The sequence below is a fragment of the Rhodococcus sp. BP-241 genome (genome assembly GCF_019836145.1).
Classification (GTDB): domain Bacteria; phylum Actinomycetota; class Actinomycetes; order Mycobacteriales; family Mycobacteriaceae; genus Rhodococcoides.
On record NZ_JABUEI010000003.1, the window covers coordinates 75,845 to 100,240 of the forward strand.

Annotated in this window: 22 protein-coding genes; 8 read left to right on the plus strand and 14 right to left on the minus strand. The window is 64.7% G+C overall.

Features of this window, described 5'->3' with window-relative positions:
- Position 1: 1 nt before the first annotated feature.
- Positions 2–3,313: an error-prone DNA polymerase gene (locus HQ308_RS06735; RefSeq protein ID WP_222627247.1), complete on the minus strand. Its 3,312-nt coding sequence runs from the start codon at positions 3,311–3,313 to the stop codon at positions 2–4.
- Positions 3,314–3,524: 211 nt separating this feature from the next.
- Here HQ308_RS06735 and HQ308_RS22495 point away from each other — a divergent pair, with 211 nt between their 5' ends.
- The 3 genes from HQ308_RS22495 (at position 3,525) to HQ308_RS22500 (ending at position 5,666) form a co-directional block, all read left to right on the plus strand.
- Entirely contained in the window at positions 3,525–3,659 is a 135-nt protein-coding gene (locus tag HQ308_RS22495) for a hypothetical protein (protein WP_261769653.1), read from the plus strand.
- A gap of 500 nt (positions 3,660–4,159) precedes the next feature.
- On the plus strand, positions 4,160–5,230 hold the full coding sequence (locus tag HQ308_RS06740; RefSeq protein ID WP_222627255.1) for a DUF3644 domain-containing protein: 1,071 nt from the start codon (positions 4,160–4,162) through the stop codon (positions 5,228–5,230).
- 304 nt (positions 5,231–5,534) lie between these two features.
- Positions 5,535–5,666, plus strand: a complete 132-nt coding sequence (locus tag HQ308_RS22500) for a hypothetical protein (protein ID WP_261769654.1) — start codon at positions 5,535–5,537, stop codon at positions 5,664–5,666.
- A gap of 109 nt (positions 5,667–5,775) precedes the next feature.
- Here the strand turns inward: HQ308_RS22500 and HQ308_RS06745 are convergent, their stop codons facing one another.
- Together HQ308_RS06745 and HQ308_RS06750 are read right to left on the minus strand one after the other, a co-directional pair.
- The gene (locus HQ308_RS06745; protein WP_222646009.1) at positions 5,776–6,756 is read right to left on the minus strand and encodes a hypothetical protein; all 981 of its coding nucleotides are present in this window, start codon (positions 6,754–6,756) and stop codon (positions 5,776–5,778) included.
- A gap of 262 nt (positions 6,757–7,018) precedes the next feature.
- Entirely contained in the window at positions 7,019–8,437 is a 1,419-nt protein-coding gene (locus tag HQ308_RS06750) for a hypothetical protein (protein WP_308115701.1), read from the minus strand.
- Positions 8,438–8,467: 30 nt separating this feature from the next.
- Here HQ308_RS06750 and HQ308_RS06755 point away from each other — a divergent pair, with 30 nt between their 5' ends.
- The 3 genes from HQ308_RS06755 (at position 8,468) to HQ308_RS22505 (ending at position 10,293) form a co-directional block, all read left to right on the plus strand.
- Positions 8,468–9,142, plus strand: a complete 675-nt coding sequence (locus tag HQ308_RS06755) for a hypothetical protein (protein WP_222646010.1) — start codon at positions 8,468–8,470, stop codon at positions 9,140–9,142.
- Positions 9,143–9,364: 222 nt separating this feature from the next.
- Positions 9,365–9,718, plus strand: coding sequence for a hypothetical protein (locus HQ308_RS06760; RefSeq protein ID WP_308115702.1), 354 nt, complete (start codon positions 9,365–9,367; stop codon positions 9,716–9,718).
- Positions 9,719–10,083: 365 nt separating this feature from the next.
- Positions 10,084–10,293, plus strand: coding sequence for a hypothetical protein (locus HQ308_RS22505; RefSeq protein WP_261775839.1), 210 nt, complete (start codon positions 10,084–10,086; stop codon positions 10,291–10,293).
- Between the two features lie 41 nt (positions 10,294–10,334).
- On the opposite strand, the gene HQ308_RS06770 is transcribed toward HQ308_RS22505, so the two are convergent.
- The 9 genes from HQ308_RS06770 to HQ308_RS06810 all read right to left on the minus strand — a co-directional run bounded on the left by HQ308_RS06770 (position 10,335) and on the right by HQ308_RS06810 (position 20,401).
- Positions 10,335–10,964: a hypothetical protein gene (locus HQ308_RS06770; protein ID WP_222646011.1), complete on the minus strand. Its 630-nt coding sequence runs from the start codon at positions 10,962–10,964 to the stop codon at positions 10,335–10,337.
- Positions 10,965–11,223: 259 nt separating this feature from the next.
- The gene (locus tag HQ308_RS06775; RefSeq protein WP_222627267.1) at positions 11,224–11,457 is read right to left on the minus strand and encodes a DUF2188 domain-containing protein; all 234 of its coding nucleotides are present in this window, start codon (positions 11,455–11,457) and stop codon (positions 11,224–11,226) included.
- A gap of 959 nt (positions 11,458–12,416) precedes the next feature.
- Positions 12,417–13,913 (minus strand): LGFP repeat-containing protein, encoded by a 1,497-nt coding sequence (locus tag HQ308_RS06780; protein WP_222627268.1) that lies wholly within the window; start codon positions 13,911–13,913, stop codon positions 12,417–12,419.
- A gap of 503 nt (positions 13,914–14,416) precedes the next feature.
- Complete coding sequence (locus HQ308_RS06785; RefSeq protein ID WP_222627270.1) at positions 14,417–15,115, minus strand: hypothetical protein; 699 nt, start codon at positions 15,113–15,115, stop codon at positions 14,417–14,419.
- A gap of 536 nt (positions 15,116–15,651) precedes the next feature.
- On the minus strand, positions 15,652–16,404 hold the full coding sequence (locus HQ308_RS06790; protein WP_222627272.1) for a hypothetical protein: 753 nt from the start codon (positions 16,402–16,404) through the stop codon (positions 15,652–15,654).
- A 52-nt stretch (positions 16,405–16,456) separates the two neighbouring features.
- Positions 16,457–16,969: a DUF4913 domain-containing protein gene (locus tag HQ308_RS06795; RefSeq protein ID WP_308115394.1), complete on the minus strand. Its 513-nt coding sequence runs from the start codon at positions 16,967–16,969 to the stop codon at positions 16,457–16,459.
- Positions 16,966–18,966 carry a type IV secretory system conjugative DNA transfer family protein gene (locus HQ308_RS06800; protein ID WP_222646012.1) on the minus strand — a complete coding sequence of 667 codons (2,001 nt, stop codon included), beginning with the start codon at positions 18,964–18,966 and terminating at the stop codon, positions 16,966–16,968. Before HQ308_RS06800 ends, HQ308_RS06795 begins: the two co-directional genes overlap by 4 nt.
- A complete protein-coding gene (locus tag HQ308_RS06805; protein ID WP_222644318.1) occupies positions 18,963–19,271 on the minus strand; it encodes a transposase in 309 nt (102 codons plus the stop codon). Before HQ308_RS06805 ends, HQ308_RS06800 begins: the two co-directional genes overlap by 4 nt.
- Positions 19,268–20,401: an ATP/GTP-binding protein gene (locus HQ308_RS06810; protein ID WP_222627278.1), complete on the minus strand. Its 1,134-nt coding sequence runs from the start codon at positions 20,399–20,401 to the stop codon at positions 19,268–19,270. Before HQ308_RS06810 ends, HQ308_RS06805 begins: the two co-directional genes overlap by 4 nt.
- Positions 20,402–20,636: 235 nt before the next feature.
- On the opposite strand from HQ308_RS06810, the gene HQ308_RS06815 reads away from it, so the two are divergent.
- The gene (locus tag HQ308_RS06815; RefSeq protein ID WP_222627280.1) at positions 20,637–21,578 is read left to right on the plus strand and encodes a 1-phosphofructokinase family hexose kinase; all 942 of its coding nucleotides are present in this window, start codon (positions 20,637–20,639) and stop codon (positions 21,576–21,578) included.
- Positions 21,579–21,607: 29 nt separating this feature from the next.
- Positions 21,608–22,414 carry a 5'/3'-nucleotidase SurE gene (gene surE, locus HQ308_RS06820; protein WP_222627282.1) on the plus strand — a complete coding sequence of 269 codons (807 nt, stop codon included), beginning with the start codon at positions 21,608–21,610 and terminating at the stop codon, positions 22,412–22,414.
- Between the two features lie 10 nt (positions 22,415–22,424).
- Here the strand turns inward: surE and HQ308_RS06825 are convergent, their stop codons facing one another.
- A complete protein-coding gene (locus tag HQ308_RS06825; RefSeq protein ID WP_222627284.1) occupies positions 22,425–23,729 on the minus strand; it encodes a DUF6297 family protein in 1,305 nt (434 codons plus the stop codon).
- On the minus strand, positions 23,720–24,343 hold the full coding sequence (locus tag HQ308_RS06830; protein WP_222627286.1) for an ABC transporter ATP-binding protein: 624 nt from the start codon (positions 24,341–24,343) through the stop codon (positions 23,720–23,722). Before HQ308_RS06830 ends, HQ308_RS06825 begins: the two co-directional genes overlap by 10 nt.
- Positions 24,344–24,396 lie beyond the last annotated feature (53 nt).

Below are 24,396 nucleotides of genomic sequence, written 5' to 3' on the forward strand. Positions count from 1 at the left end.
ATCAGCGGAAGTCTCGCGAACGCAGGAGGACGCGGAGGTCCAGCGTCTCGAGCTTGTCGGCCACCAGCGTCACGACGCCCTCGGCGTTCTGCACGATGCCCCGGATGAACAGGGCCTGCGACAACTGCGCCGCCGAGCGGTACTTCTGCCACAGTCCCACCGAGCAGACCACGTTGATCATCCCCGTCTCGTCCTCGAGGTTGATGAACGTGACGCCCGCCGCGGTGGCCGGACGTTGGCGGTGGGTGACCGCCCCGGCCACGAGCACCCGATCTCCGTCGGCCACCGACAGCAGGCGGTCGGCGGGGACGACATCCATCTCGTCGAGCCGCTCGCGCAGGAACTGGGTGGGGTAGCTGTCGGGCGAGACACCGGTGGCCCAGATGTCCGCGGCGGCCAACTCCCACGCACTCATTCCCGGAAGCGACGGCGCGCGGGTGGACGCACCCAGCGCCGGGAGTCGATCGGGGCGTTCGGCTGCGGCGGCACCGGCTGCCCACAGCGCCTCTCGACGTGTCACACCGAAACACGCCAGGGCGCCGGCGGTGGCGAGGGACTCTGCTTGCGTGACGGAGAGTTCGACACGTCCGGTGAGATCGAGCAGAGACGTGAACTGCCCGCCGGACTCCCGCGCCGCCACGATCTTCTCGGCCAACGCCGTCCCGATGGACCGCACGTCGGACAGCCCCAGGCGCACCTCGGTGCCGTCGTTCTCGACCGTGGCATGGGCGAGACTGGCACGGACGTCGGGCCCGTGCACCAGGACACCGTGCCGTCGAGCGTCGGCCACCAACGATTGCGGCGAGTAGAAACCCATCGGCTGAGCGCGGAGCAGCCCGGCACAGAACGCGGCCGGGTGGTGCAGCTTGAACCACGACGAGTAGAAGACCAGTGACGCGAAGCTCTGCGAATGACTCTCGGGGAAGCCGAAATTGGCGAAGGCGTAGAGCTTGTCGAAGATGCGGTCGGCCTTCGCGCCGGTGATGCCGTGTAGGTCGCGCATCCCGTCGTAGAAGCGTTGCCGCATGCGGTCCATCTTCTCCGGACTGCGCTTGGACCCCATGGCTCGACGCAGTTGGTCCGCCTCGGTGGCCGAGAACCCGGCGACGTCGACGGCCATCTGCATCAGCTGCTCCTGGAACAGCGGTACGCCGAGAGTGCGCTCGAGTGCCCGCTCGAGCGACGGGTGATCGAAGGTGACGGGCTCGAGTCCGTTACGGCGCCGGACGTACGGGTGCACCGAATGCCCTTGGATGGGTCCGGGTCTGATGAGGGCGACCTCGACGACGAGGTCGTAGAACTCCCGCGGTTTGAGTCGCGGGAGCGTCGCCATCTGAGCACGTGACTCCACCTGGAACACCCCGACCGAATCCGCGCGCTGCAGCATCTCGTACACCGCGGCCTCGCCGAGGTCGAGTTCGGCGAGATCGACGTGTAGTCCCTTGTGCTCCTTCACCAGGTCGATCATGTAGTGCAGCGCCGAGAGCATGCCGAGTCCCAGCATGTCGAACTTCACCAGTCCCACTGCGGCACAGTCGTCCTTGTCCCACTGCAGCACGGTGCGGTTCTCCATGCGCGCCCACTCGACGGGGCACACGTCGGCGATGGGTCGGTCGCAGATCACCATGCCACCGGAGTGGATGCCCAGATGTCGCGGGAAGTTCTCGATCTGCGCGGCCAGCTCCAGCACCGGCAGCGGGATCGTGGTCTCGCGGGCCTCGGCGGACAGGTCGCGGCCCGGCACGCCGGACCAGCGGGTGATCTGCTTGCTCCACGCGTCCTGCTGCCCCTGCGATGCACCCAGCGCTCGGGCCATGTCCCGCACGGAGGACTTGCCGCGATAGGTGATCACGTTGGCCACCTGCGCCGCGTACCCGCGCCCGTACTTGGCGTAGACGTGCTGGATGGCTTCTTCACGACGGTCGGACTCGATGTCCACGTCGATGTCGGGTGGGCCGTCGCGCTCGACGGAGAGAAAACGTTCGAACAGCAGCCCGTTGCGCACGGGGTCGACGTTGGTGATGCCGATGGCGTAACAGACCGCCGAGTTGGCCGCGGATCCTCGCCCCTGACACAGAATGTCGGCGCGTTTGCAGAAGTCGACGATGTCGTGGACCACCAGGAAGTACCCGGGGAAATCCAACTCGGTGATGACGGTGAGTTCGCGGTCGATCTGGGCGTAGGCCGCAGGTTCGTCCTCGCGTCGACCGTAGCGCCGCTCGGCACCGCGCATCGTCAACTCGTGGAGCCACGTGATCTCGGTATGGCCTTCCGGGACATCGAAGGGCGGAAGCTGCGGCGCGATGAGGTGCAGGTCGAACGCGCAGTCCTCCCCCAGTGCCGCGGCATGGGACACGGCAGTGGGATACGCCGAGAACAGCTGTGCCATTTCTGCGCCGGAGCGCAGGTGCGTCCCACCCAGCGGCGGAAGCCAGCCCGACGCGTCGTCGAGACTGCGCCGCGCACGGACCGCGGCCATGGCCATCGCGAGCCGGCGCCGACTCGGCCGCGCGAAGTGTGCCGACGTCGTCGCGATGACCGGGAGCGAGAGGCGCGCGGCGATGTCCGCCAGGGTGTCGTTGCGATCGTCGTCCTCGGCGACGCCCTGCCGCGTCAGTTCCACCGTCACACGGTCTGCGCCGAACCGGTCCACCAGGTCGCGCAGCGCCTGCTCGGCAGCCGCGGGACCACCCTCGCTCAGCGCGCGACGCACGCTGCCCTTGCGGCACCCCGTCAGGATCTGCCAGTGCCCCCCGGCCGCCTCGGCCAGCGAATCGATGTCGTATCTGGGACGACCCTTCTCCCCACCGGCCAGATGCGCGGCGGCGATCTGGCGGGACAGGCGCCGGTACCCCTCCTGTCCGCGCGCCAGCACCAACAGATGCGTTCCGTCCGGATCGGCTGCGCCGGTGCGTGATTCGGTCGGCATACCTGGATCACCGAGCGACAACTCGGACCCGAAGACGGTCTTCATCTCCAACTCACGTGCCGCCTCCGCGAACCGCACGACGCCGTACATGCCGTCGTGATCGGTCAGCGCGATGGCGTCCAGACCCAGCCGTACGGCCTCCTCGACCATCTCCTCGGGCTGGGAGGCGCCGTCGAGAAAGCTGAAGGACGAGTGGGCGTGCAGTTCCGCGTAGGGAACGGTGTCGCGCGGCCGCACCACCGCACCCTCGTAGGGATCACGCTTGCGCGACCAGGCCGGACTGTCACCGCCGTCACCCATCGCCAGCGGATCGATGACACGAGGCTTGCCCGAGAGCAACCGCTCCATCTCGGTCCACGTGGGCGGTCCGTCGTTCCATCCCATGACGCACCCTCGTCCGCTTGCTGGAGAACTTGTGTTCGAACGTATGTTCCCATTGGACCACCACCTCCACTCCGGCGGCAAGTCGACGGAAACCGTGGTCTCGCCCGGAACCACACCCCCACGGGGGCACCCGGTACGAAAGGTGCCGAACGGTCCGCTTCCGTTGCACACTTCCCCTGGAAGCGACCATCGACGACGAAGAGGACATGCCGTGCGGAAACTCACCCGAACCCTTCTCGGCACTGCAGCAGCGATTCCCCTGGCCCTCGCCACTCCCGGTCTCGCTGCCGCGGCGGAACCCACCGACGTCACCTACGCGTTCGCTGTCGACGGCACCCGCACCTGACGGCGTCCTGCCGCCGCTGGAACCGTTCTCGGGACCGATCGGCGAGGGGGGTACCCGCCACCGGCAGAGCGATTACAACGATCACGTTTCTAGCAGCAACTATGTCATAATATAAATTATCGGCAATGACTATCATTATTGAATATCGAACTCGGAAGGTGCCCAGTACCGACCGTGTGACGGCGGTTCACGGTGTGCGAAGGTCGCTACTGACTGCGTCAGGGCAGAGGCGATGGACCTCGTCCTGGGGCGTTCCGGGGCGGCGGGCCGGAACTGAACTCGGGGCAGCCCCATTCACCCTCTTATGTTACCGGCTGAGCCATATCGTCACCAGTGACCTTTCGCGGGGACCGCGCGGTTGTGGCGCTCAGTCGGAGCAGGACTCGTGATCTCCCCGTAGCGACACCGTGAGCCGAGTCGTAGTCGTCTGGCAGACTCGACGCACGCTATTGAGACGTTCAACTGGAGCGACCTGGCGTCGATAGGAGTCGGGTCTACAGATGGCGCGTCCTCAGCGTTGGGAACTCCTGCTACGCGCGTCGCAGCAAGAGGCCATGCTTGCTGTCAGCTTGTTCAACGATCCAGGTCGAGAGCGAGCACTCGAAGGCTTCATCATTCACATGCACATCGCCTGGCTCTACGCGTTCCAGTCGAAGTGGATGCAGGAGGGCAACAACTACCACGTGCTGCGTTCCGAGCAGCCTCGCCGGTACAAGTACATCAACGGTGAACGCATGTCGCAGCCGCTGGAGTGGTTCGTGAAGGAGGAGTGGCCCAGCGAGAAAGCCACTGTGCGCGCCAACCTTGAGTTCTTCATCAAGCTGCGGAACAAGATCGAGCATCGCCACACCGGTACGGATGTAGCACTCCTGACGATCGTGAACGGGGAGTGTCACTCGATGCTGCTCAACTACGAGGAGTTCGTGACTGGGTTTGCGGGTACCGGCTACTCACTGGCTCACCGGCTGCACTTCCCGGTGTTCATCGGCGGGTTCACTGACCAAGGAAAGGAGGATCTGCTTAAGCTCACCAAGACCCTGCCGAAGGACCTGCGTACCTTCCTCGCGGAGTACGACGCCGGACTCGATGACGCGGTCTCCCGCGACCCCCGCTACTGCATGCGACTCACCATCGTCTTGGAGAGCGGCAACCGTAAGGGCGATCTTTCGCTTCAGTTCGTGAACGACAAGGATCTGTCTGACGAGGAGCGCGCGGTGATGGAAGAAGTTGCTGCGAACAAGGGATACGTCATCACCAAGCAGAAGAAGGTCCCGGTAGCTAATATCGGGAAGCATCGACCAGGGGCAGTTGCGAAGATGGTTTCCGCCGCGATCCCCTATCACTTCGGTGCGTCATCTCAGATGGCCGCCGCGTGGAGGAAGCACGGATGGCGACCAGCCGCCGGCGCAGCAGAACCCGAAGCGACGAAGTCTGAATTTTGCGTCTACGACGACGCTCATAACGATTACCTGTACACCGATTCCTGTGTGAAGTGGCTCATCAAGAAGTGCAAGACTGCGGAGGGGTTCCGAGAAGCCACAGGACATGAACCTCGTATGAAAGCGGAGTGATCAGTGGTGCATGAGAAACGCTGCTAGACAACCATTCGAACGTTACCTGCCATAATAACTATTATCGGCAATGAATACAGATAGCGTTCATCGCACCACGAGCTGCTGGGTGGCGCGTTTCATGGCAACTTAGCGGTCGACGGTGCGATCCACACCCGATCGGTCGACGAGGATGACAAGATTGAAATCGAGTCACTCAGCCGACCGTGCGCTCAGCGATGGGATTCTTTCGGTGTGCTGAAGAGATGGCATTTGAATGACGCGTGCCTGGTGGTAGTCCGACTACCACGGCATCAAGGAACACGTGGAAAACCTCGTGCCGTGGACGACGTACACCGTCCAGCAGGAGTGCTCCGTCATCACCATCGACGAGGAGGCGTTGGCGGAGCCGGTGGTTTCCGAAAACGGCGATCTCAGGGACGCGTTCGGCAGCTAGGAGCCGGGGCAGGGCCGCTCGCTTTCGGCAGATCTAGTGGTGAGCTGGATCAAGTGGGACGATGCAGTGATCTCTTACACCGGAGGTCCGAGGCTGCCGGAATCGCGCTCTATTCTAGGGATGCAACATCCACCAAGGTCTGTCCGCTGACGGGCGAGGCGTCGGTCAACGCATCGAGCCAAGGCAAGGCAATCGGTGTACCGATTGTGGCGCCAGTCCGGAGGTCGTGCTGCGAATATCTGGCATTTCGTCCGGGCACTACCACGTCTACTTTGCCATTGTCTACCGAAGCGACAGCATTGCCTTCAACTCCCGGCAGCGACCACTCGCGCCTGACTATTCCCGCAGCGTCGGACAGGTCAACGCTTAACACCTCTTTGGCGGCGTTGATCCAGTACGCTCTGCCGTCGAGAACGCTCATTGTCCCAGATACGACGCTCCAATCGAGGCCGGCCATGCCCAATGGTGTATCTGTTCTGGAGCCTGTACTGGTGTCGACTCGTGCGAGCGTCAGACCGGGCATACCGTTTTGTGAGTTCGAGGTTGCATTGTCTGCGTAAAGCGCATAAATCGCTTCTCCGTTCGGCCCGCACGCTGCCGTTCGGGAGATGGGCTTGAAATCTGCGGGATAGTCCCAAGCTGCGGTCAGCCGTATGCCATTGCTGTCGGCTCGATACAAGCCGCTTCGTGTTGATTCCTCGCCAACTCCGGTAGCTATATCCTGAATGATTGAATACGCGAGATCCCCACACTGCGCAACGGTGCGAGTTAAGCCATTCACGGTGCCACCGAATAGCTCACCCTGTGAGCTTATAGAGGCGTAGGAGTTTGTGTAGATGCCGGACACCATGCCACTGTTGTACCAATATGTCGCTGTGCCGGCGCGCTTGTCTGAGGTAGATGCTTGGACGATATTCTCAAACCCAATTGCGAATTCGGATTGTCCGCTCGGTGTTGTTAGCGTCAGCTGTTTCGACGACGTGGATGCCAGTTTGTCGCCTAGCGAGGAGACGCTGTTCGCGTAGATGGCGGGCCCGGTTATTGCTCCAACGAGCGATCCCGATGCATCAAAGGTGTAAACACTCGACACGTCGTCGGACTTTATGCCCTCCATAGTCGACGGACCCAGGGCCACGGCAGCGAGAGTGTCTTGGAGTGACGTGAGTTCTTTGGGTTCAATTGCTGCATTGTCTTGCCCGCAGGACGTCACTGCTAGCGCGGCCACCGCAGTGAGGAGAACAAGATGGGGTCCGCGTCTGCTAATCAACTCGTAACTCCTAGAGTGCGTGCCACGACGCGGGCGCCTTTCCCGGCGTTATGAGCAGGCGCCCGCGGGTGACTTGTGCCCGCAGTTACGGGTACAGGGTTGTCCAGTCGGACTTTACTATCTCGTTAGGGAAGATGCCTGAAGGGGTGGCATCTTCGCCGCCGCCTGGCTCTTGGTCTAGATCTACACCACCACCGGACGCTGACTGGAACGCCGCCCAGACCAGGGATGAGCAATTGTAAGCATCGCCGTTGATGAACCGCTTGTTGAAAGCGAAGTTACTGTTGTAGTCCTTCCCGACCTGATTAAGCGCAAAAAACACAGCATTCGCGCGGACACCGCTTGACGTGTTCACGAACATCATCTTGGGGCCGTAGACCGTACGGCGTGTCCCATCAGGATTTCCGGTCGTGTTGTCCGTCAGCTGGACGCCCTTTGTCGGATTGAGCGCCTCAACGGTTTCAGTTGTCGAAATGAAGATGCCGTTGTGCCCGTGGTTGACGTTGGCGGTATCAGCATCTGCGTAAAAGATGTCGCCTGCGCCACGGGCGAAAGGCAGGGTTGTCGGGGAGCCAGTGACCGGATCGGAAGCAAGGGTCTCGATCCGGCCACCTTCGACGGCCTCGAGAATCACGTCAGCGACGTCGAGAGCTCGCTGTTGCGCGTTGAAAATCGCCTCATCGATCATCTCCTGGGCAGTGGTTCCAGGATTCTGGGTTGCGAGCTCGACAGCGTTAGCTCCAGGGGTCTCCAACTTTCCACCCTGAAAGCTCTGCTCAATAGTGACGCCGTTGTCTACCTGTTCTGCGGTCGGGTAGCGCAGTGGTCCAGTCTCGTAACCGACACCAGCCCACTGGTCCAAGATCCTGCCCGTGACCGGCCACGCGCCAGTCGCGGGTGACCAGTAGATGACGCCGTTTTGGAAGCGTGCCATCTGGCCTTGGCCGTCGGGCAGTGTTCGGATGTGGTCGCCTGTGAGGTAGCCGAGGAAGCTGCTGCCGGGGGTGAGTCCGCCGACGCTGTTGTATTTGTCGCGGAGTGGTCCGTTCTGGATGGCGGAGCCGATGGCGTTCTGGAAGGCGACGTAGATGGCGCCGTCCTGGAATTCCTGGCGGCGGCCGCCGTCGGGGAGGACGATTTCGTCGGTGGTGGGGTACTTGAGGTAGCTGCCTTCGTATCCGAGGATGCCCCAGCGGTTGAGGAAGCTGTTGACGACGGGGTGTGCTCCGCCGGCGGCGGACCAGTAGATCGGTCCGTTCATGAAGGTGACGCGTTCGCCGGTGTTGCCGGGGTTGACGATGTTTCCGCTGGTGGGGAGCAGCAGGAAGCTGAACTGTGCGCCGAGGGAGTTGTACTTGTCGCGGATGGCGCCGCACACGTCGAAGTTCGACGGCCAGTATCTCTGGCAGGTCACCGCGGCGCGGGAGGTGCGCTGCTTGGCGAGCAGTCGGGCTTCCCCGATCTCGGCCTGGTCGGCTTCTTCCTTGGTGAACGGCTCGGCCACTCCTCGCGGTCCGAGCGCATCTTGCCCGGAATGAGGGTGCTGTTCGGGTTCTCCGTCGGCAGCCCGGTGTACGGGATCCGCTCACCGGTCGGGGTAGGCGCGGTGGCCTCCGCGCTCGGAGTCAGGCTCGAGGTGGTCGGTGCGGTCGTGCTCGCCGGGGCGGGTGTCGGTGCGTCCGCGACACTCGGTGCCTCGGACGCTGTCGTGGGTGCCTGCGAGGTGGCCGGGGCCGGTGCCGGCACTTCGGCGCAGGAAGTCGGCGTCGCCGGTGTGATGGTGGACGGTGCCGTGGTCGTGGTCGTGGTGGTCGGTGCCGTGGTGATAGCGCACGGGTCGACCGGTGCTGGTGCCTGCTGCTGCAACGCTGTCGGCGCGGAGCTGGTCGGCGTGGCCGGGATGGCGGACGGTTGCGCGGTGGCCACCGCTCCCCCGCCGGTGGCGACGAGGACTGCGATCATGCCGGCGGTCAGAACCGCCCGCGGCGTCGAGGAGAACATCGGTTTCCGCCGTGGCGGCCGAACAAGGGTCGTCATGGATGCTGCTCTCTCGGAGAGGAATACGACCGGTCCGAATGGTGGTCGCCTGAGCATCCTGAAGGCAAACCACGGGATTCACAACTTCACCAGCAGACGCAAACCGCGCAAACAGACCAGGAGGTTACTTACCGTGGCGAAGAACGGGTGTCGCAATTATGGAGGGGCGTAATAACCGAACGATCGACTATGACGCGCCGAGAGCGGTTGTTCTGCAACCCGTTTCGGGGCGCGTAAAGGCGTTCGGTGGTCGAGTCGTTGTGGCGACAGAGGGTCGCCGGCGCTGATAGCGTCCGACAAGTCCGACATCAGACCCCACGGTCTCCCTTTTCGTGATGGCCGGAGTCGACGAACCTGTGAGCTCATCGCACACCCCTGCAAAGGAGCCCTCCTCGTGACCACCACCCCCACCCCCACCCGCCGCAACACCGGCTTTCGTGTCCGTCTCGCCGCCGCTGGCGTTCTCGGCACCGCTCTCCCTCTCACCGGCGCCGCCCAGGCCATGGCCCAGCCCGCACCCACCGCCCCGCAGGCCACTGCGGCAGCGACGTGCGAGTCCTTCTGGCCCAGCCGACACCAGGTCTGCGGTGAGATCCTCGACCTCTACAACTCCCTCGGCGGACCCACCAGCACTCTGTCGTACCCGCAGGGCCCGGAAGCTCCCGCCGGCGACGGCGTCGGCACCCGCCAGGCATTCTTCGGTGGCACCGTCTACTACTCCCCCACCACCGGCGCCTACATCGAATAGCCAGACCAACCGAACGCCACCGGACAGCAAGGAGCACACCGTGCGAATACCCAGACGCGTAGCGATGATCGCAGCCATCGCGGTACCCCTGGCACTGGCGGCACCCGGCAGCGTCTCCGCAGCCGAGCCCTCCGACATCACATACTCCTACGACGTCGTCGGCGATACCGTCACCAACACCATCACCAACACGGCCGACGGCACCGTCCTGTGCACCACAGGCCTGGCATCGGCACCCGAAGGTGTCCTCCCCCCCGGTCGAGACAGTGCTCTCGCAAACGCACGAGTACTACGACACTGGTTCAGTCGAACCCGGCACCACCGCGACTCAGACGGTCACCGACATCCCACCCGGCTCGTACGTCGTGCTGGCCACCTGCACGCTCGGCGAGTTCGACTCCACCGAAGCCTGGTGGTTGTCTGACTATCCCGGCATCAAGGAACACGTGGAAAACCTCGTGCCGTGGACGACGTACACCGTTCAACAGGCATCCGTCGTCATCACCATCGATAAGGCGGCGCCGGAGCCGGTACTTCCCGCGATCGGCGATCTCACAGACGCGTTCGGCAGCTAGATCGAGGCCGGGCCGTTCGCGTCACCCCGGACGCCCCGGCGTCAACGCCACCGGGTTCGCCACGATCCCGGTGGGTCGGCATGGCGCCGATAGATCTCCGTGTGCGGAAAGGCCTTGGCCCGGATGTAGGCGTCCTGCCACAGTTGTTGCGAATCGGTCGAATCCGCGACAGCGCGTTGCGAATCGGTCACCGGGAAGTGGAACCGCACTGCGTCCATCAGCGTCTGCTCCACAGTCAGGATGCGCCGCAAACGGAGCCCCAGACCGTCCAACCAGTCGACGACCGAGAAAACGGGCTGCTCGTATCCAGGGGGGCGCGATCCGTCTCGCGGATGCTCTCCGCCCTCTTCGAAGAACGCCCTCATCTCTGACAGTTCGGTGGCGATGTCGTCGATGTGATCGAGAAGCCGGCCGGAATCGATCACCAGCCGCGCGTAGAACGACGATGCTTCCGCTGCCGTGAGTGCATCTTGTACGTCACCGGACAACCGGTCCAGCTCGCGGGAAGGGACGCCGTTTACGAACGAGTTCGGTTCGCGCGCAACGGCGTCGAACGCCGCCAAAGGTCTGCGCACCGCCACGATCGTGGACCACAGATCCGCAACCGCCCGGGCCGTCTGCTGATTCGCAGTGAACGCGCGGTCTCGTCTGTTCGTCGTGAGCGCGACCACGACGGCGCCGGCTGTCAGAATGGCGCCGACCCAGGCTGCGAGTGGGCCGAGGACTTCGAGCGTGAGTGCCCCGTATGCAGCGGTAGCCACGACAACCGAAAGCACGTAGCCGACTACCAGAACGGTGGCCGCGGCCAGCCGACTGGTCTTGATCCGAGCCCACCGCTCACCGAGGGTTCTGCCCGCCGCCCCTCGACGAGCTTTTGGGGAACGCTGCCGACGCCACTTTCGGCCCATATCGGTTCCTTCGATGGGTAGCTCAGCCCTTCGGGGGGTGCGGATCCTTCTTGCCGATCGTGTCGGTGTTCCTGATCTGGTTGTTGTCCTTGCGGTGGTCCCGTACTTCGCCGCCGCCGCTGCGCTCGGCGTACCCGGCGGCCGCGTCGTGCGCGTCGGCCTGCGTATCGAATCGGCCAGCTGCTCGGGACGCCCCCGCTCGCTTCGCGGTCCAATCACCGGAATCGTGGTCGTACTGCACGTCGTAATCAGCCACCTGCGCTCCTCTGCACGGGAAACCGTCGAACTGGATGTACCGACCGTACCGTTCGGCGTGGTCGCCGACGCTGACTTCCGTCCGTGTCACAGGTAGCCCCGACAAGGACTCGGCCTTTAGCTGACAGAACCCAAATATCGGCGATGGTTGACGTTATTGATGATGTGCCGGGTGTGGTGGTGGTGGTTCGCCATAGGCGCCCATGCGAAGTGCCGGCGTCGAGGCGACGATGGCCACTTGTTTCAAGGAGCCAGCACGTCGACGTCGGCGTTCACATCGACAACGAACCCGTCGGAAGTGTGGACGGTTACGTCGTGAGACGCCACGTTCAAGGACATCGATGATGGTGCCGTCCGGTTGAGATACACGATCGTCGCCGTGGGCGGCAAAATGCGTGCCGGCGGCCTCCCGGCGTCTGCTGCTGGTAGCATAGCTGCCGTATTCAACGGATCACGATCGCAACGGATCAGCGAACGTAAATAGCTTAAGCCTTTGAAAGGCGAATGGGTAAGCGAAAGACTCGTGTCGTAGCTCGAGCCGAGGAGGTTGAGTTTCGTGGATGACCCGTCAGTTAAATACGAAGTTTCGTACGACCCGGCGGCGTTTGCTTCCGACCTCGAAAAACAACCATTTGCGGAAGTTGGCACTGGCTGGCGAATGGAGTTTTTCAGCGCCTTGGTGGCAGCGTTGCGTCGAGGTGAAGCCAAGTCGCAATTTCGGGTCGACCAAATTACTCTGCGCAATTGTATAGTCACTACCGTATTAACGACTTTCGAACAAGGTCGGTATCGCACATACGGAAAGAATGCGGATATCGAATACGTACAATCGAAATACCACTCCTCTGCTTCTGTAGCTGCAGAGGAGTGGTATTCCGATCTATCGAGTCCAAAGTGGGATGCGGCCCGAGTTGTTGATGGAATCTGTTGGCGGGATTACCCAGCAGGGCCCGTGGCGACTCAGTAGAAAGCGTCGATGATCCACTGATCGCATACTGTCATTCCGCCACAGAATGCTACTTCCACGCCGATGGGGTCGCCGGCGGGTAATCCTTTATGAGTTGGCGCGTTCCGTGGGTCGTACACGACGTAGAAGTTGTTCTTAGTCCGACCGTCTAGTAGTCGAATTCGGGTCACAGTCGCACCGAAAAGGTTTCCCGGTACATCAGCATCACGCCTGTCCAGGACCACGCCATTCTCAAACGTGTCGACGATGGGCTCGTATGCGTGTTCACCGTTTTCGCGCTTCACGCCGTGTTTGTTGTAGGCCTTGTCGTAACCCCAACCCACGTCTGAATCCTCATTGTAGTATCCAACCCGCAGGGGCAGTTCGGGACCGTAAGTGATACCTTCTTCGCGCGATGCCGTTGCGAGAACTGATGAGCTGTCGTAATCGTCGTCGTCCTCATCGTCTTGTCGACGCAACTGCGATTCGAGTTCGCTATCGGTGGCGAACGCATTGTCCCCATCGGGGAACACTCCGTCCGGATCGAATCCGACAACGAATCTGGTGCCTTCAATGTCGATGGATATACGCCCCCGTTGAAACGCTTGTTGGGCTCTGACAGCGATCGAGTCGATTACGGACGTCGGCGCCGTATCGACGTCGCCAGTAGGGAACCCCGGGTCGAATCCTGCTGATCGCTCCTGATTCCACGCGTCGAGCAGTTCTGCAGAAATGAACCACGCGCCCGTTACCTGACTCCAAATTATGCTCGACCCGCTCTCGAAAGGCGCGATACGGGCGATATCGTTGTCAAGGACTTGCTCGTCAGAAGTGGGATAAACGTGGGGGCCATCTTCCCGCCCCGACTCTGCCCACTTGTCGCGTAGCGGCTTGAACAGTAATCGCGGACCCGTGGGTCCTGACCAGGTGATGGTGCCGTTGCCGAAGTTGTTGTATCTACCGCTGTACTTCGTGACTCCGATTTCATCGGTTGACGGGTACCCGAGTGGTCCTGATTCGGCGCCGGTAGTGTTCCATTTGTCGCGAATCGCCCCGCCAATGGCGTATGCCTCGTTCAGGCGCCAGTAGACAGCGGCGCCCTGAAATTCTTGCCGCCGTCCGACGCCGTCAGGGTTGACGATCTCGTCCGTCGTTGGATAACCCAGGACTCCGCCCTCCCAGCCCAGACGCTGCCAAGCTGCGAAAAAGTGGTTGACGACGGGGTGTGCGCCACCCTGAGGGGACCAATAGATGGGTCCGTTGATGAATGTTTGTCTGCGTCCGAATCCGTCCGGGTTGACGAGCTCCTCAGAAGTGGGCACGAACAGAAAGCTGAACTGGGCTCCCATCGAGTTGTACTTGTCCCGGATTGCCCCGCAGACCCAGTTTTCCAATGGCCAGTACTGCTGGCAGTCGGGGCCGGGGGCAGGGATCGCGCGGGACGCAGCGCGTCGAAGCTGAATCTGCTGCAGCCGCAGATCGTTGATGCCCTCACCTCCCGACCGGGTCATTCATCGACGATGCGCCGGAATGCGATACTGTGCAACTTATTTCAGCTTGTGTCACGACTTTGGTAGTGGAGTCGTTGTCGCGACAGGGGGTCGTGGGCGCTGATAACTGTCGGACCACCCCCGGCATCAAGGAACATGTGGAAAACCTCGCGCCATGGACGACGTACACCGTCCAGCAGGAGTCCGTCGTCATCACCATCCGGTGCCTGGCCGTCAATCGATGCATCGTCGACCACCACCCTGAGTAGGGGCTCAGGGATCGACCTGCCCCGGCTGACCATCGCGTCCAAACGGACAGTGGTGCGGGGTCGAACGTGCAGTCGAGAATGTAGAACGGTCGGTCTCGCCAGCCAGCACAATTAGTGACATTCGCGGGAAAGTTGGGACCGTGAGCCACCTCTGTAACCGCAAGCTAAGGACGGCGACCGAGTAGACACCACATATATAGCGCTGCTCCGGAACAGGATCCCGTTCCGGAGCAGCGTCTCACACTAGTTCTGTCTCTATCTCACGGGCTCGCCGTCCACCTGCGGAGGTAGGTCAGGCCCCTCCGGCAGTTCTGCCTCGGATCCGTCACCTAGCCCTGTGTTGTTCGGATCGAACGGAATTTCGTTCTCAACTGCGGACACAGCTTCCTGCACCTCTTCGGGCAATCCTGCAGCGACACCGCCGCGTTGCGCGAGTTCTGGATCGAGGTTTACAACATCTGCGGTGTCAACTGGCACTGCACCGACAATGGGGATGAAGTTCTCGGCGGATATTGCCGTATCTAACACGGTCGAGAAGATGTAACTCTGGCCGATGTTGAGTGGGGTATCGCCTTCGGTATAAATTGCCTGATCAGATACAGGGTCGTAGCCCCCTTGCTGATTGACGACTACGTCACCCGCTAGATCACCTTTTATTACACTCAACACCGTTACGGAGAACTGAGTCTCCGGCATTACTGTCCGGTTGACGGTTCCGATCACCTGATTAACTGTCCCCACGAATACAGAATCAGCCGCGCCAACTACCCGTCGCTGATCGTATATGTCGAAGGCCCACGAGGGCTCCAGGTATACAGTCTGGGGCGCAGTTGTAGAACGTAGCTCCTCGTTGGGATTGGTTGCTGGTGCGGGAGATGACGTGCAGGCGGTTGCAACCGCAGTGAAAGCTACGCCTGCGGTGACAACTAAAATCTTAGTAAGGGTGTTGTTCATTTCATCCCCAAAGTCTTCTGAGTGATTCGATATCAATCTGCCCAAGGTCGCCAGTCGGTCCGGAGCCAATGCCCATGAGCTGAGGAACAAGTGTGAGAACGACCGAAAGCGTGCCCGAGTTCATGTGTCACGATCGCTTGGTTCTTTTGGGCCCCAAGTTTGGACATATATGCATCGTTGTAATAGATCTGGTCGACGCCGTTAGGAAACCACGAGTACAGCCCTTGATGGTGCCAGTGCGAACTCTGGCGATAGCCACAGTAGCGACGATCGGGCGCTATGTCTGGTTCTGGACCGTGTGTTGCAACTATTCTCCAGTAGGCGCAGTGTTCCAAATGTCGTTACGGCACGATATTAAGTTGTTGATGAGTCTACGCCGTCCGAAACGGTATATGATGCTGCTCATACCGTAATTTCGCCGAAATTGGATTGTTTGTGGCCGCTGGTCGTTCAACGCAAGCTGGTTTATGTCGCGGATCGGCCAATACTGGCTCCGGCCTTCGCGTCGTGGCCTGTGCGCAGGGCTCTCATCGGGCCTATCTGCCGCCGCGGTCCATGCTGGAATCGAGCTCCCGCCCTCGGTCCCCTGGTGTGGCCGCAGGCGTAGCTGTCGGCATGCGCATGGAGTTGATGTCGAGTGCAGCGGCGTTGGCGGTGTCGGTGAGCAGATGGGCATCGATTGCCTCGGTGTCGAGGCCCGCGATGGTGAGTTGGACTCTGTGTTGTTCCCGGCGTTGCGCGGTGTCCCAAGCAACAGTGCTCAACGGGAGATGTTGTGTTGGCGGGTTGGTTCGCGATCCCGGGTCACCGAGAACTGACCGGTCGGCGTTTTGATCGACCTGGCGTTCGTGTTCGGCACGGTCCGCCAGCTCACGTTCCACGGCAGTTGCGACGAACGCGGTGTTCACGGTGTCGCGCAACGACGTGAGGTCGATGCCCTTGTCGGTACGTAGCCGGTTCTCGATGGTGATCGCTGCCCGGTCGGCGACAGGGGAAGCGTCCTTCCAGGTGTGCGCGATCCGGACGGCGTCAACGATCTGCGCATCCTGGGCAGTGGCCCACCACTGCCGGTCACCCGTGCGGCGCAGGAACGCTTCTGCCGAACGTTGTTCGGCGTTCAGCCGCCCGGCCAGGGCTTGTGAGCGTGACTCCGACGCGGCGGCCGCGGTGCGCAGGGACTGCTCGCGGCGTCGGGCGAGAGCCTCGGCGACCTGCATCGCGACCTGGATCGATGTGCGCAGGACCATGCCGGTCTGGCGGGAGAGCTGTTCGTGTTCGTCGTCTGCCACGAGGGCTCCTCAGGTCAAGGGTGGTTGAGCGAAATCCGCGAATCGGATGACATCAGGCGGGTGGGACGGGTGAATCGGCAGTGTCAAGCGCCAACAGTTCGGCGGGGATGGTGATGCTCGGAAGTGGGTGCACCTGCCGGTGGTCGGGGGTGCAGTCCTTGAAGGTGCCGTCCGGGGACAGCAGTCTCGACATGTGGTGATCAGCGTGGTCCTTCCACCACACACTCATCCCGGTGGCCGGGTCGAGCCGTAGGTACTCCCATGCCCGCCACAGTGCGTCGACGCGGGCGCGGGCTTCGGGGTGCAGGAACCAGCTCGGGCACCACCGCATCGCCGGGTGGTCGACGGTCTTGCGCCGGTACGCGGGGGCGAGGAAGTCGGCGAAGAACCGGTACGCGTTCGGGTAGTACGGGCCCCGAGCCGCGGAATCGGCCCGCTCCCCCGCCCCGCCCGCCTTGTCGTCGTCGGTGTGACTGTCCCGCAGCTCGTCCCGATCATCGGTGGGTGATGCATCACCCGGACAGGCGCTGTCCATGTCGGCGTCGAGGTCGAACTCGTCGCTCACGAGACGGTCACCGCTCCCGACCGGGGCGCTGCGACCGGATGCTTGGTCGGGGACGGGAGCAGCGATGTCGCGTCCGTCGGATCCGGGTCGTCGGCGCTGGGATGTACGGCGGGGTCCTGGCCGGCGCGGATCTGGGCGTCGGCGACGGCGGCGGCGAACGGTCCGGTGTACCAGGGCATCGTCTCGATCAGCGCAGGTGGGCATTTCGCGGCGCGCAGGATCGCCCGCCCCGCGGGCATCGCTTCGAGAGCATCCGCGGGAAGGGTGCGGATCTTCTGCCGCTGCTGCGAACTCGACCGACCGGATGAGTTGGTGGAGACGGTCTGGCTCATCTCCCAGTGATCACCGAGGGCTGCGGAGGTGTTCTCGAGGAACCGGCCGTCGTCGGTCGACCCGCCGCCGCCGTACACGCGGATCGTCGACGCGCCCCACAGTTTCTTCATCCCACCCTGACCGAAGCACTCCTCCCCTTGGGGCCAGGACTGCAGGATGGTGGTGACGGTGATGCCGCGGGAGCCGAAGTGGCTGTACAGGTTCGGCAACTGCCGCCACCGCACCACATTCGCCGCCTCGTCCAGCGCATAGGTCGCCGGCACCCGCAGCCGACCCGCCGGCAGCGATTCCTCCGCGGGTGTGGCGGTGGCACGGTCCACCAGGGCGTCGGTGACGGCGACGGTCAGCGCGGTGACCAGGGCGCCGCACTCGTCGGCGGCGTCCTCCATCGACAAGCAGAACAAGGTGGGGGCGTCCTCGGCGGCGAATCCGGCCGGGTCGAACTCCGGGCGTGTGTCGCGCTCCCCCATCCGGGAGATCCACGGGTGGATCTCGGCGTAGGCGAGGGCGCCGAGCATGTTCGCCGCGGTGGCGAACACTCCCCCGCGTTGCTTGTCGGGGGCGTTGTACTGGGCGATCATCGACTCCGCCCACCGCCCGAACCCGTGCGCTCGCAGCAGCCGCACCGGTTCCTGGTTCTCCGGGGTCGTCGCCCACGTGTAGACGATCGGCAACGGCAGATGCTCCAGCGCGGCGGCGAGGAGGAACCCGGTGACCAACCGTTGCCCCATGGGGTCGAAGAACGGCTCCCGCTTCGTGTTCTCCCCCGTCAACGACGACGCGAAGATGCCGGCGAGGGTCGCGGCTTTCGTCTCCTGCGCCGACTGGCCCATCGTCGCCACAACATCCTCGCCGAGCAGCTCCGCCAGCTCCGTGCGTCGGCTGTCGGATTCGCCTCTGTCGGTGATGCCCTGCGTGGTGGACGGCCGGGCGGAGCGCACCCAGGTCAGCGGGTCGTAGAACCACCGTGGCAGCTCCTGCGCGACTCCTTGTGGGTCGAAGACCCACACGGTGCCCTTCTCGGCCCGGTACGCGCGAGTGGTGTCGACGACGTCCCGTTTGTTGGAGGTGGTCAGCACGGCGCCGCGGGCGGCGAGGAGCTGCGGAATGATCACGCAGCTCGTCTTGCCCATCCGCGGTCCCCAGATGTGGGTGGCGACGTCCTCCGGCCCCGCGTACAGGGTGATACCGAACCTGTTCGGCCCCAGCACCAATCGGCCCAGCGGCGCCGCGACGGGCTGGTCGGCGGCGACGGGGTCTCCCAACCGGGCGATCTCCGCCCGCAGTGCCTTCTCCCCCAGCCGCGCCACCTCCCGGGGGCGGCCGAGGAACCGGCCGGCGTCGTCGACGCGGGTGATCCGCCGGCGCCGCGTTATCGCCCATACCGTTCCGACGACGATCACGACCAGGCCGACGATGCCGAAGGCTACAGCGATGATCGTCGCCCCCACCGGCCACACCAGCGACCCCTTCGCCAGCGCTGCCACCAGAGCGAACGGCGACCCCGGCACGTCCTGATCGACACCGGACAACGGGCCACCGAGCCGCAGCGCTGCTTCGGCGCCCCCGTACGCGAGGGCGGCGATGACGATCGCGCCGCCGGTCAGGGCCAGCGTCGGGTCGACACCGGCGTTCGGGTTCCTCGCGCCTCTCCCTGTGCTCATGCGATGACTCCTTCTCTCGGGTGTGACTGCGCCGAGCCGACGAGGTCGGCGATGAGACGTTGCGCTTCGACCAGTTCCGCCCGGAGCCGAGCGATCTCACCGTTCTGCTCACTCGGCATCAGGGGCCGCTCGTCGGTGACGCCTTGGGCTTGCCGGTACCACCACCGGACGGTGTTGGGGTGCAGGGACAGGTGCGCGGCGACCGCTTCGATGGCCGCCCACGTCGAGCGGGCCGTGGGAAGTCGGTCTGTCACCATCTGCACCGCCCGGGTCCGGATCTCCGCCGGATACGGCTTGCCTCTCATCGCCCGCCGCCGCCGACGTGGGCGAAGCGGGCGTTCGTGTCGTGGTACCCGGCGGCGGCTTCGGTGGCGGTGATGACGGTCTGCAGCACCACCCCGGGTCGGCGGGCGGTGCCGATGCGCAGCAGGAACTTCCCGCGCCCGGGTGGAGGCAGTTCGCGTCCGGTGTCGTCGATGCCGGCCGGGGTGGACCACGACGACACCAGATCCCGGTCCTGTTGCGTGAACGGGATGATGCCGTCGAGCTTGTCCATCTCCTGCGTCGGCAGTCCCCCGACGATGACGGCCCCGGCGCGCTCGATGAAGCCCTTGGCGCGGCTGATGTCGACGGCGGTGGCGAGGGTTTCCAGGTCCGCGACGGTGTGGGTGATCGTCAGCAGCGCCGTTCCCATCGTGCGGGTCAGGCGGGTGAGCTGATCGACGCGCAGCACCATCTGCGAGCCTCCGGCCAGAACCCGCCACAGCTCGTCGAGCACCACCAGGAACGTGCGCTTCTCTCGCAAGCCGACGTCGGCGAGGACGTGGGCGGCTTCGACGGCGCCGAACGCGTCCGACCAGCAGGCGAGCATGATCGCCGCCTCCAGGGTCGGGTCCTCGGTGCCGATGGAGGACACATCCACGCACACCGCCACCGGCGGCCGCTCCCCCGCGAGATCGAGAGCCGTGGTGGTCTGACGGGAGAACACTTCGCCGAGCTCGCCGTCGAGGAGACCGATCAACGTCTCGAGCAACCCCTCGACCTTGGCGGCGTACTTGTCGGGGTCGTCGACGCTGATCGTCTTACGGGCCAGTTCCGGCGACCCTTTCTCGATGAGGGTGAACAGATCCGACAGCAGCGGCGGATGCTCCGGAGTGAACCGGGGGTCGGCGTCGAGGACGCGCAGCGCCACGGCGAGGACGTTCGACTCGGACTGGGTGAGCGGGCCACCGCGTTCGAGCTCGCACAGTCCCGACACCAAGCGACGGCGGCGTTGGAGCACTTGGGCGGCGACCTTGCGCTGCACGTCAGGGACATCGTCGAGCAGCGGGAGGATCGAGCCGAGTGCGCCGACGGCGAGCGGGTTGAGGTAGCCCTCGCCGTGGCCGAGCCGGATCACCAGGCCGCCGTAGTACTCGACCCGTTCGCCCACCATCGCGGCGCCAGGCGATGTGGGTGTCCGACTACCCCGGCTCTGCGGAGTACATGGCCACCGTGTCGCCCTGGACCGTGACACGGTCCAGCAGGCGTCGACGGTGATCACGGTGCCCGAGGCAACACCGGAACCGGCTTTCCCGTCGCTCGACGACCTCGCGGACGCCTTCGGCAGCTGACCTGTCGACCGTTCGACGTCGGGTTTGGGGAACGGACGAATCGGGCACATCACGGCGATGTCGACTGCCGAACACGCGCCCACCGCCACCGTCTTCGCGCCGTCCCCGCTGCTCACCATCACCCTGGACGCAGCGCCGAACGGCGACACCGAACTCCACGTGCACGCCGGCGGCCAAGGCCACTGGATCGCCCGCATGGCCACCAACCTCGGCATGGACGTGACGCTGACCGGCGCGTTCGGCGGCGAGAGCGGCGGCGTACTGCGGGATCTGATCCACCGCGAGGGAATCACCGTGCGTGCCGTGGACATCGGTCACGAGTCCGGGTCCTACATTCACGACCGGCGGGACGGCGACCGCACCGAGGTGGCGACGATCGATCCCCCGCACCTCGCCCGGCACGCGCTCGACGACCTCTACGGGATCACCCTCGAGTCCGGAGCCTCGTCCGACATCGTGCTGCTGGGGGGCCCGCACACCGGGTCGGTGGTGCCCGCAGACTTCTACCGACGGCTCACGACCGATCTGCGATCGCTGTCGAAGCCCGTCGTCGCGGACCTGTCCGGACCGACCGCGACGGCGGCTCTGCAGGGCGGGCTCACCGTGCTCAAGATGAGCCATGAAGACCTCATCGAGGACGGGCGCGCGGAGTCGGAGGACCCCGACGTCCTCATCGAGGCGATGCGCGCCCTGCACGACGAGGGTGCCGACATCGTGGTTCTGTCCCGCGCGGCGGACCCGGCGCTCGCCCTCGTCGACGGCACGGTGCTCGAGGTGGTCACTCCCGACCTGGAACAGACGGACCACCATGGTGCGGGCGACTCCATGAGCGCCGGCATCGCCACCGGACTCGCCCGCGGCATGTCCATCGAGGAGGCACTCGCCCTCGGCGGCGCCGCCGGCACCGCCAACGTAACCCGCCGCGGACTGGGTACAGGACAGGTGGGGCTCGTCGAGACCATCATGTCGACGGTCGAGGTACGCCCCTTCTCGTCCTGACCGGCTGCACCCACTCGCAGGAGGCACACGTGCGCGTGCTCATCACGAACGACGACGGAATCGACAGTCACGGGATCGCCGTGCTCGCTCGGGTCGCCGTCGAGGCCGGTCACGACGTCGTGGTGGCGGCGCCGCACGAGGAGCGCAGCGGTGCGAGTGCGTCGCTGTCGGCGCTCCAGAACCGCGACCAGCTCGTGGTCTCCCGCGCGTCGGTCGCCGACCTGGACGTCGACGCGTTCGCCGTACAGGCCTCGCCCGCCATGATCGCGTTCGTCGCGACGCGCGGAGCATTCGGTCCGCGGCCGGACATCCTGCTGTCCGGCATCAATCACGGTCCGAACACCGGCTCCGCCGTTCTGCACTCCGGCACCGTGGGGGCGGCCCTCACCGCGTCCACCCACGGGGTTCCGGCGATGGCCCTGTCCCTCGCCGGCCTCGACACGGCGTCTCTCGCCGCGCCTGGCGACATCCACGACCAGATCGACCGTGAGGTCGCCTCGGGCGCTCCGAGCTGGGACACCGCCCACCTCGTGGCCCGGCGCGCACTCGACTGGTTCGTCGACCACGGTGCAGCGGACTGGGTTCTCAACGTCAACATCCCCCCGGTCGCGCCATCGGAGCTCCGCGGCATCCGCCCGGCCGACCTTGCAGCCTTCGGCGCCGTCCAGGCGGAGATCGGCGACACCGACGACGAGTTCGTCACCGTCCGCTTCGACGCCATCCACGCGCGGGACGACGACGACAGCGACGCCGGCCTCGTCGCCCGCGGATGGGCGACGACCACTGCACTGCGACCCCCGTCGAGGGTGGACGTCGACCTGGCCGGGTTGGAGTGATCGCGTCCCGTCACAGCAGGAGCAGCACGGCACCGACGAGGAGCAGGCCCGGGCCCCGCAGGACCTGACGAATCACGTCGACCGGCACTGTGCCGAACATGGTCACCACGGCGAGGCCGTCGTAGACACGGGGCGGCGCTGTTCGGGACCGAACCACGGCGACCAGCGTCGTCGACCCGACCACGATGCCCGCCCACCACGACACCGCTGCCGCCACCGTGACGGCGACGGTGAGTGCCACGATCGACGGCACCACGAGGAACGCACCAGTCACAGTGCGGTCTGGCAGGGCGAGCGCGAACCGTAATGCTCTGTCCATCATGATGTCTCGGAATCCGATACTGGCCGCCGACGTCGCCACGTATCCGGCGAGAAGGCCCACGACGCCCGCCCAGTACGGCATCGACACCGCCGACGCGGCGAGCACGAGACCGAGTCCGGTCACCAGAACCGCCGACAGCATCGTGTTCCGGCGGTGTCGTACGACGTCGGAACGCACCAGGGCGCGGACCGGGCCGACCGATCTCCCGGCACGACCCCGCGGACGCACCGCCCCTCGGCGTCGGTGGGCTCTGATCTCCAGCGCGGACACGAGGAACCCGACGTCGAGGAAGGACAGTCCCGCCGACCCGGCCGCCAGCAGATCGGCTCCCGACGTCAGGGACGTCCGGCGAATCCGCCCCAGGCGGGAGACGGCCGCCCACCCTGCTGCGACGGTCACGACGCAGAGCACGACAGCGGACACCGTGGCCGGGGCCGGCGGTAGGAGCGTTGCGACGCCCGCCGATGCGATGATTCCGACCTCGATCATCGGCAGCGCGGACGACCATCCGCGGGACTGCTGCCCCAGCACCGCCAGGCCGACCACAAGCGCACCGGCCGCCGCCCCGACGACGGCCAACGGCCACCAGGACGTCGCACCCGCGACCAGTGCCAGCAGGCGAGCTGCCAGCACTCCGAGTGCGACGAGCGCAACGGTCCAGGCGAGCACTCTGCCGCGTAACAGAGTGCGCCGATCGAGCGGCGCCGACACGAGCCAATGCGTCGTGGCCGCATCGGTACCGATCGGTCCGACGGCGCGCAGGACATGGAGCGCGGCCGCCGCGATGAGGATTCCGACACCCGACGATGCCGACGCCGACAGCACCGGCTCCAGCGTGAATCCCGTCCCACGGCCGGACAGCACCCACAGCGCTACGGCCACCGTCGACAAGGCGCCGCCACCCCAGATCGACAACCGCTCGACCGCACTCTCGGTGCCGCGGCGGCGTCGGCGGAACTCTCGGTGCAGATCGGCGGCGGAGGTCATCGCCATGCATCCGCATCGACGACGACGTCGGCGACCGAGTCGACCATCGCCCTGTCGTGCGAGACGAACAGCACGGCCACTCCGGACTCCTTCTCCGCCGTCAGCGTACGGGCGAGCCACGCGCGCCCGCTCGAGTCGAGATGCTGCTCCGGTTCGTCGAGCACGAGGACGCGACGAGGTCGCACGAAGGCGGAGGCCAAGATCAACCGCCTGCGCTGACCGCTGGACAGGGTGACCGGGAGCTGATCGGCCGCGGCAGACAGGGCGAGTCCGTCGAGGATTGCCGTCACGACGGCCTCCGCGTCGTCGACCTCGTGGGCCGTGGCGATCAGTGTCAGATGTTCGCGCACCGACAGGTGAGGAAACATGCCCCCGTCGTCGAGGACGGCCGCGATCGCCGCGCGGGTGGCGGGATCGGTCTCGTCGAGGTCGGTGCCGTCGAGGAGCACGCGCCCCTCGTCGACGTCGTCTGCGCCGACGGCGCAGCGGAGAAGCGTCGATTTTCCGGAGCCGTTGGCACCGACCACGGCGCAGGCCGAGCCGGGACGAGCGGTGAGGTCGACGTGCCGGAAGACGGTGAACTCTCCGTGGACACGGGTGATGCCGGACAGGTGCAACATGTGGTCTCTCTCCCACGATCCGAGAAGTGAACGGTGTCGTCGGTGCGGAGACG

Excerpts from the sequence above, each read along its gene's own strand:
- HQ308_RS06735 (WP_222627247.1), bottom strand. The coding sequence starts at position 3,313 with ATGGGATGGAACGACGGACCGCCCACGTGGACCGAGATGGAGCGGTTG.
- HQ308_RS06815 (WP_222627280.1), top strand. The coding sequence starts at position 20,637 with ATGTCGACTGCCGAACACGCGCCCACCGCCACCGTCTTCGCGCCGTCC.
- HQ308_RS06780 (WP_222627268.1), bottom strand. The coding sequence starts at position 13,913 with ATGACCCGGTCGGGAGGTGAGGGCATCAACGATCTGCGGCTGCAGCAG.
- HQ308_RS06825 (WP_222627284.1), bottom strand. The coding sequence starts at position 23,729 with ATGGCGATGACCTCCGCCGCCGATCTGCACCGAGAGTTCCGCCGACGC.
- HQ308_RS06740 (WP_222627255.1), top strand. The coding sequence starts at position 4,160 with ATGGCGCGTCCTCAGCGTTGGGAACTCCTGCTACGCGCGTCGCAGCAA.
- HQ308_RS06785 (WP_222627270.1), bottom strand. The coding sequence starts at position 15,115 with ATGAACAACACCCTTACTAAGATTTTAGTTGTCACCGCAGGCGTAGCT.
- HQ308_RS06755 (WP_222646010.1), top strand. The coding sequence starts at position 8,468 with ATGAGGGTGCTGTTCGGGTTCTCCGTCGGCAGCCCGGTGTACGGGATC.
- HQ308_RS06810 (WP_222627278.1), bottom strand. The coding sequence starts at position 20,401 with ATGGTGGGCGAACGGGTCGAGTACTACGGCGGCCTGGTGATCCGGCTC.
- HQ308_RS06800 (WP_222646012.1), bottom strand. The coding sequence starts at position 18,966 with ATGAGCACAGGGAGAGGCGCGAGGAACCCGAACGCCGGTGTCGACCCG.
- HQ308_RS06830 (WP_222627286.1), bottom strand. The coding sequence starts at position 24,343 with ATGTTGCACCTGTCCGGCATCACCCGTGTCCACGGAGAGTTCACCGTC.
- HQ308_RS06805 (WP_222644318.1), bottom strand. The coding sequence starts at position 19,271 with ATGAGAGGCAAGCCGTATCCGGCGGAGATCCGGACCCGGGCGGTGCAG.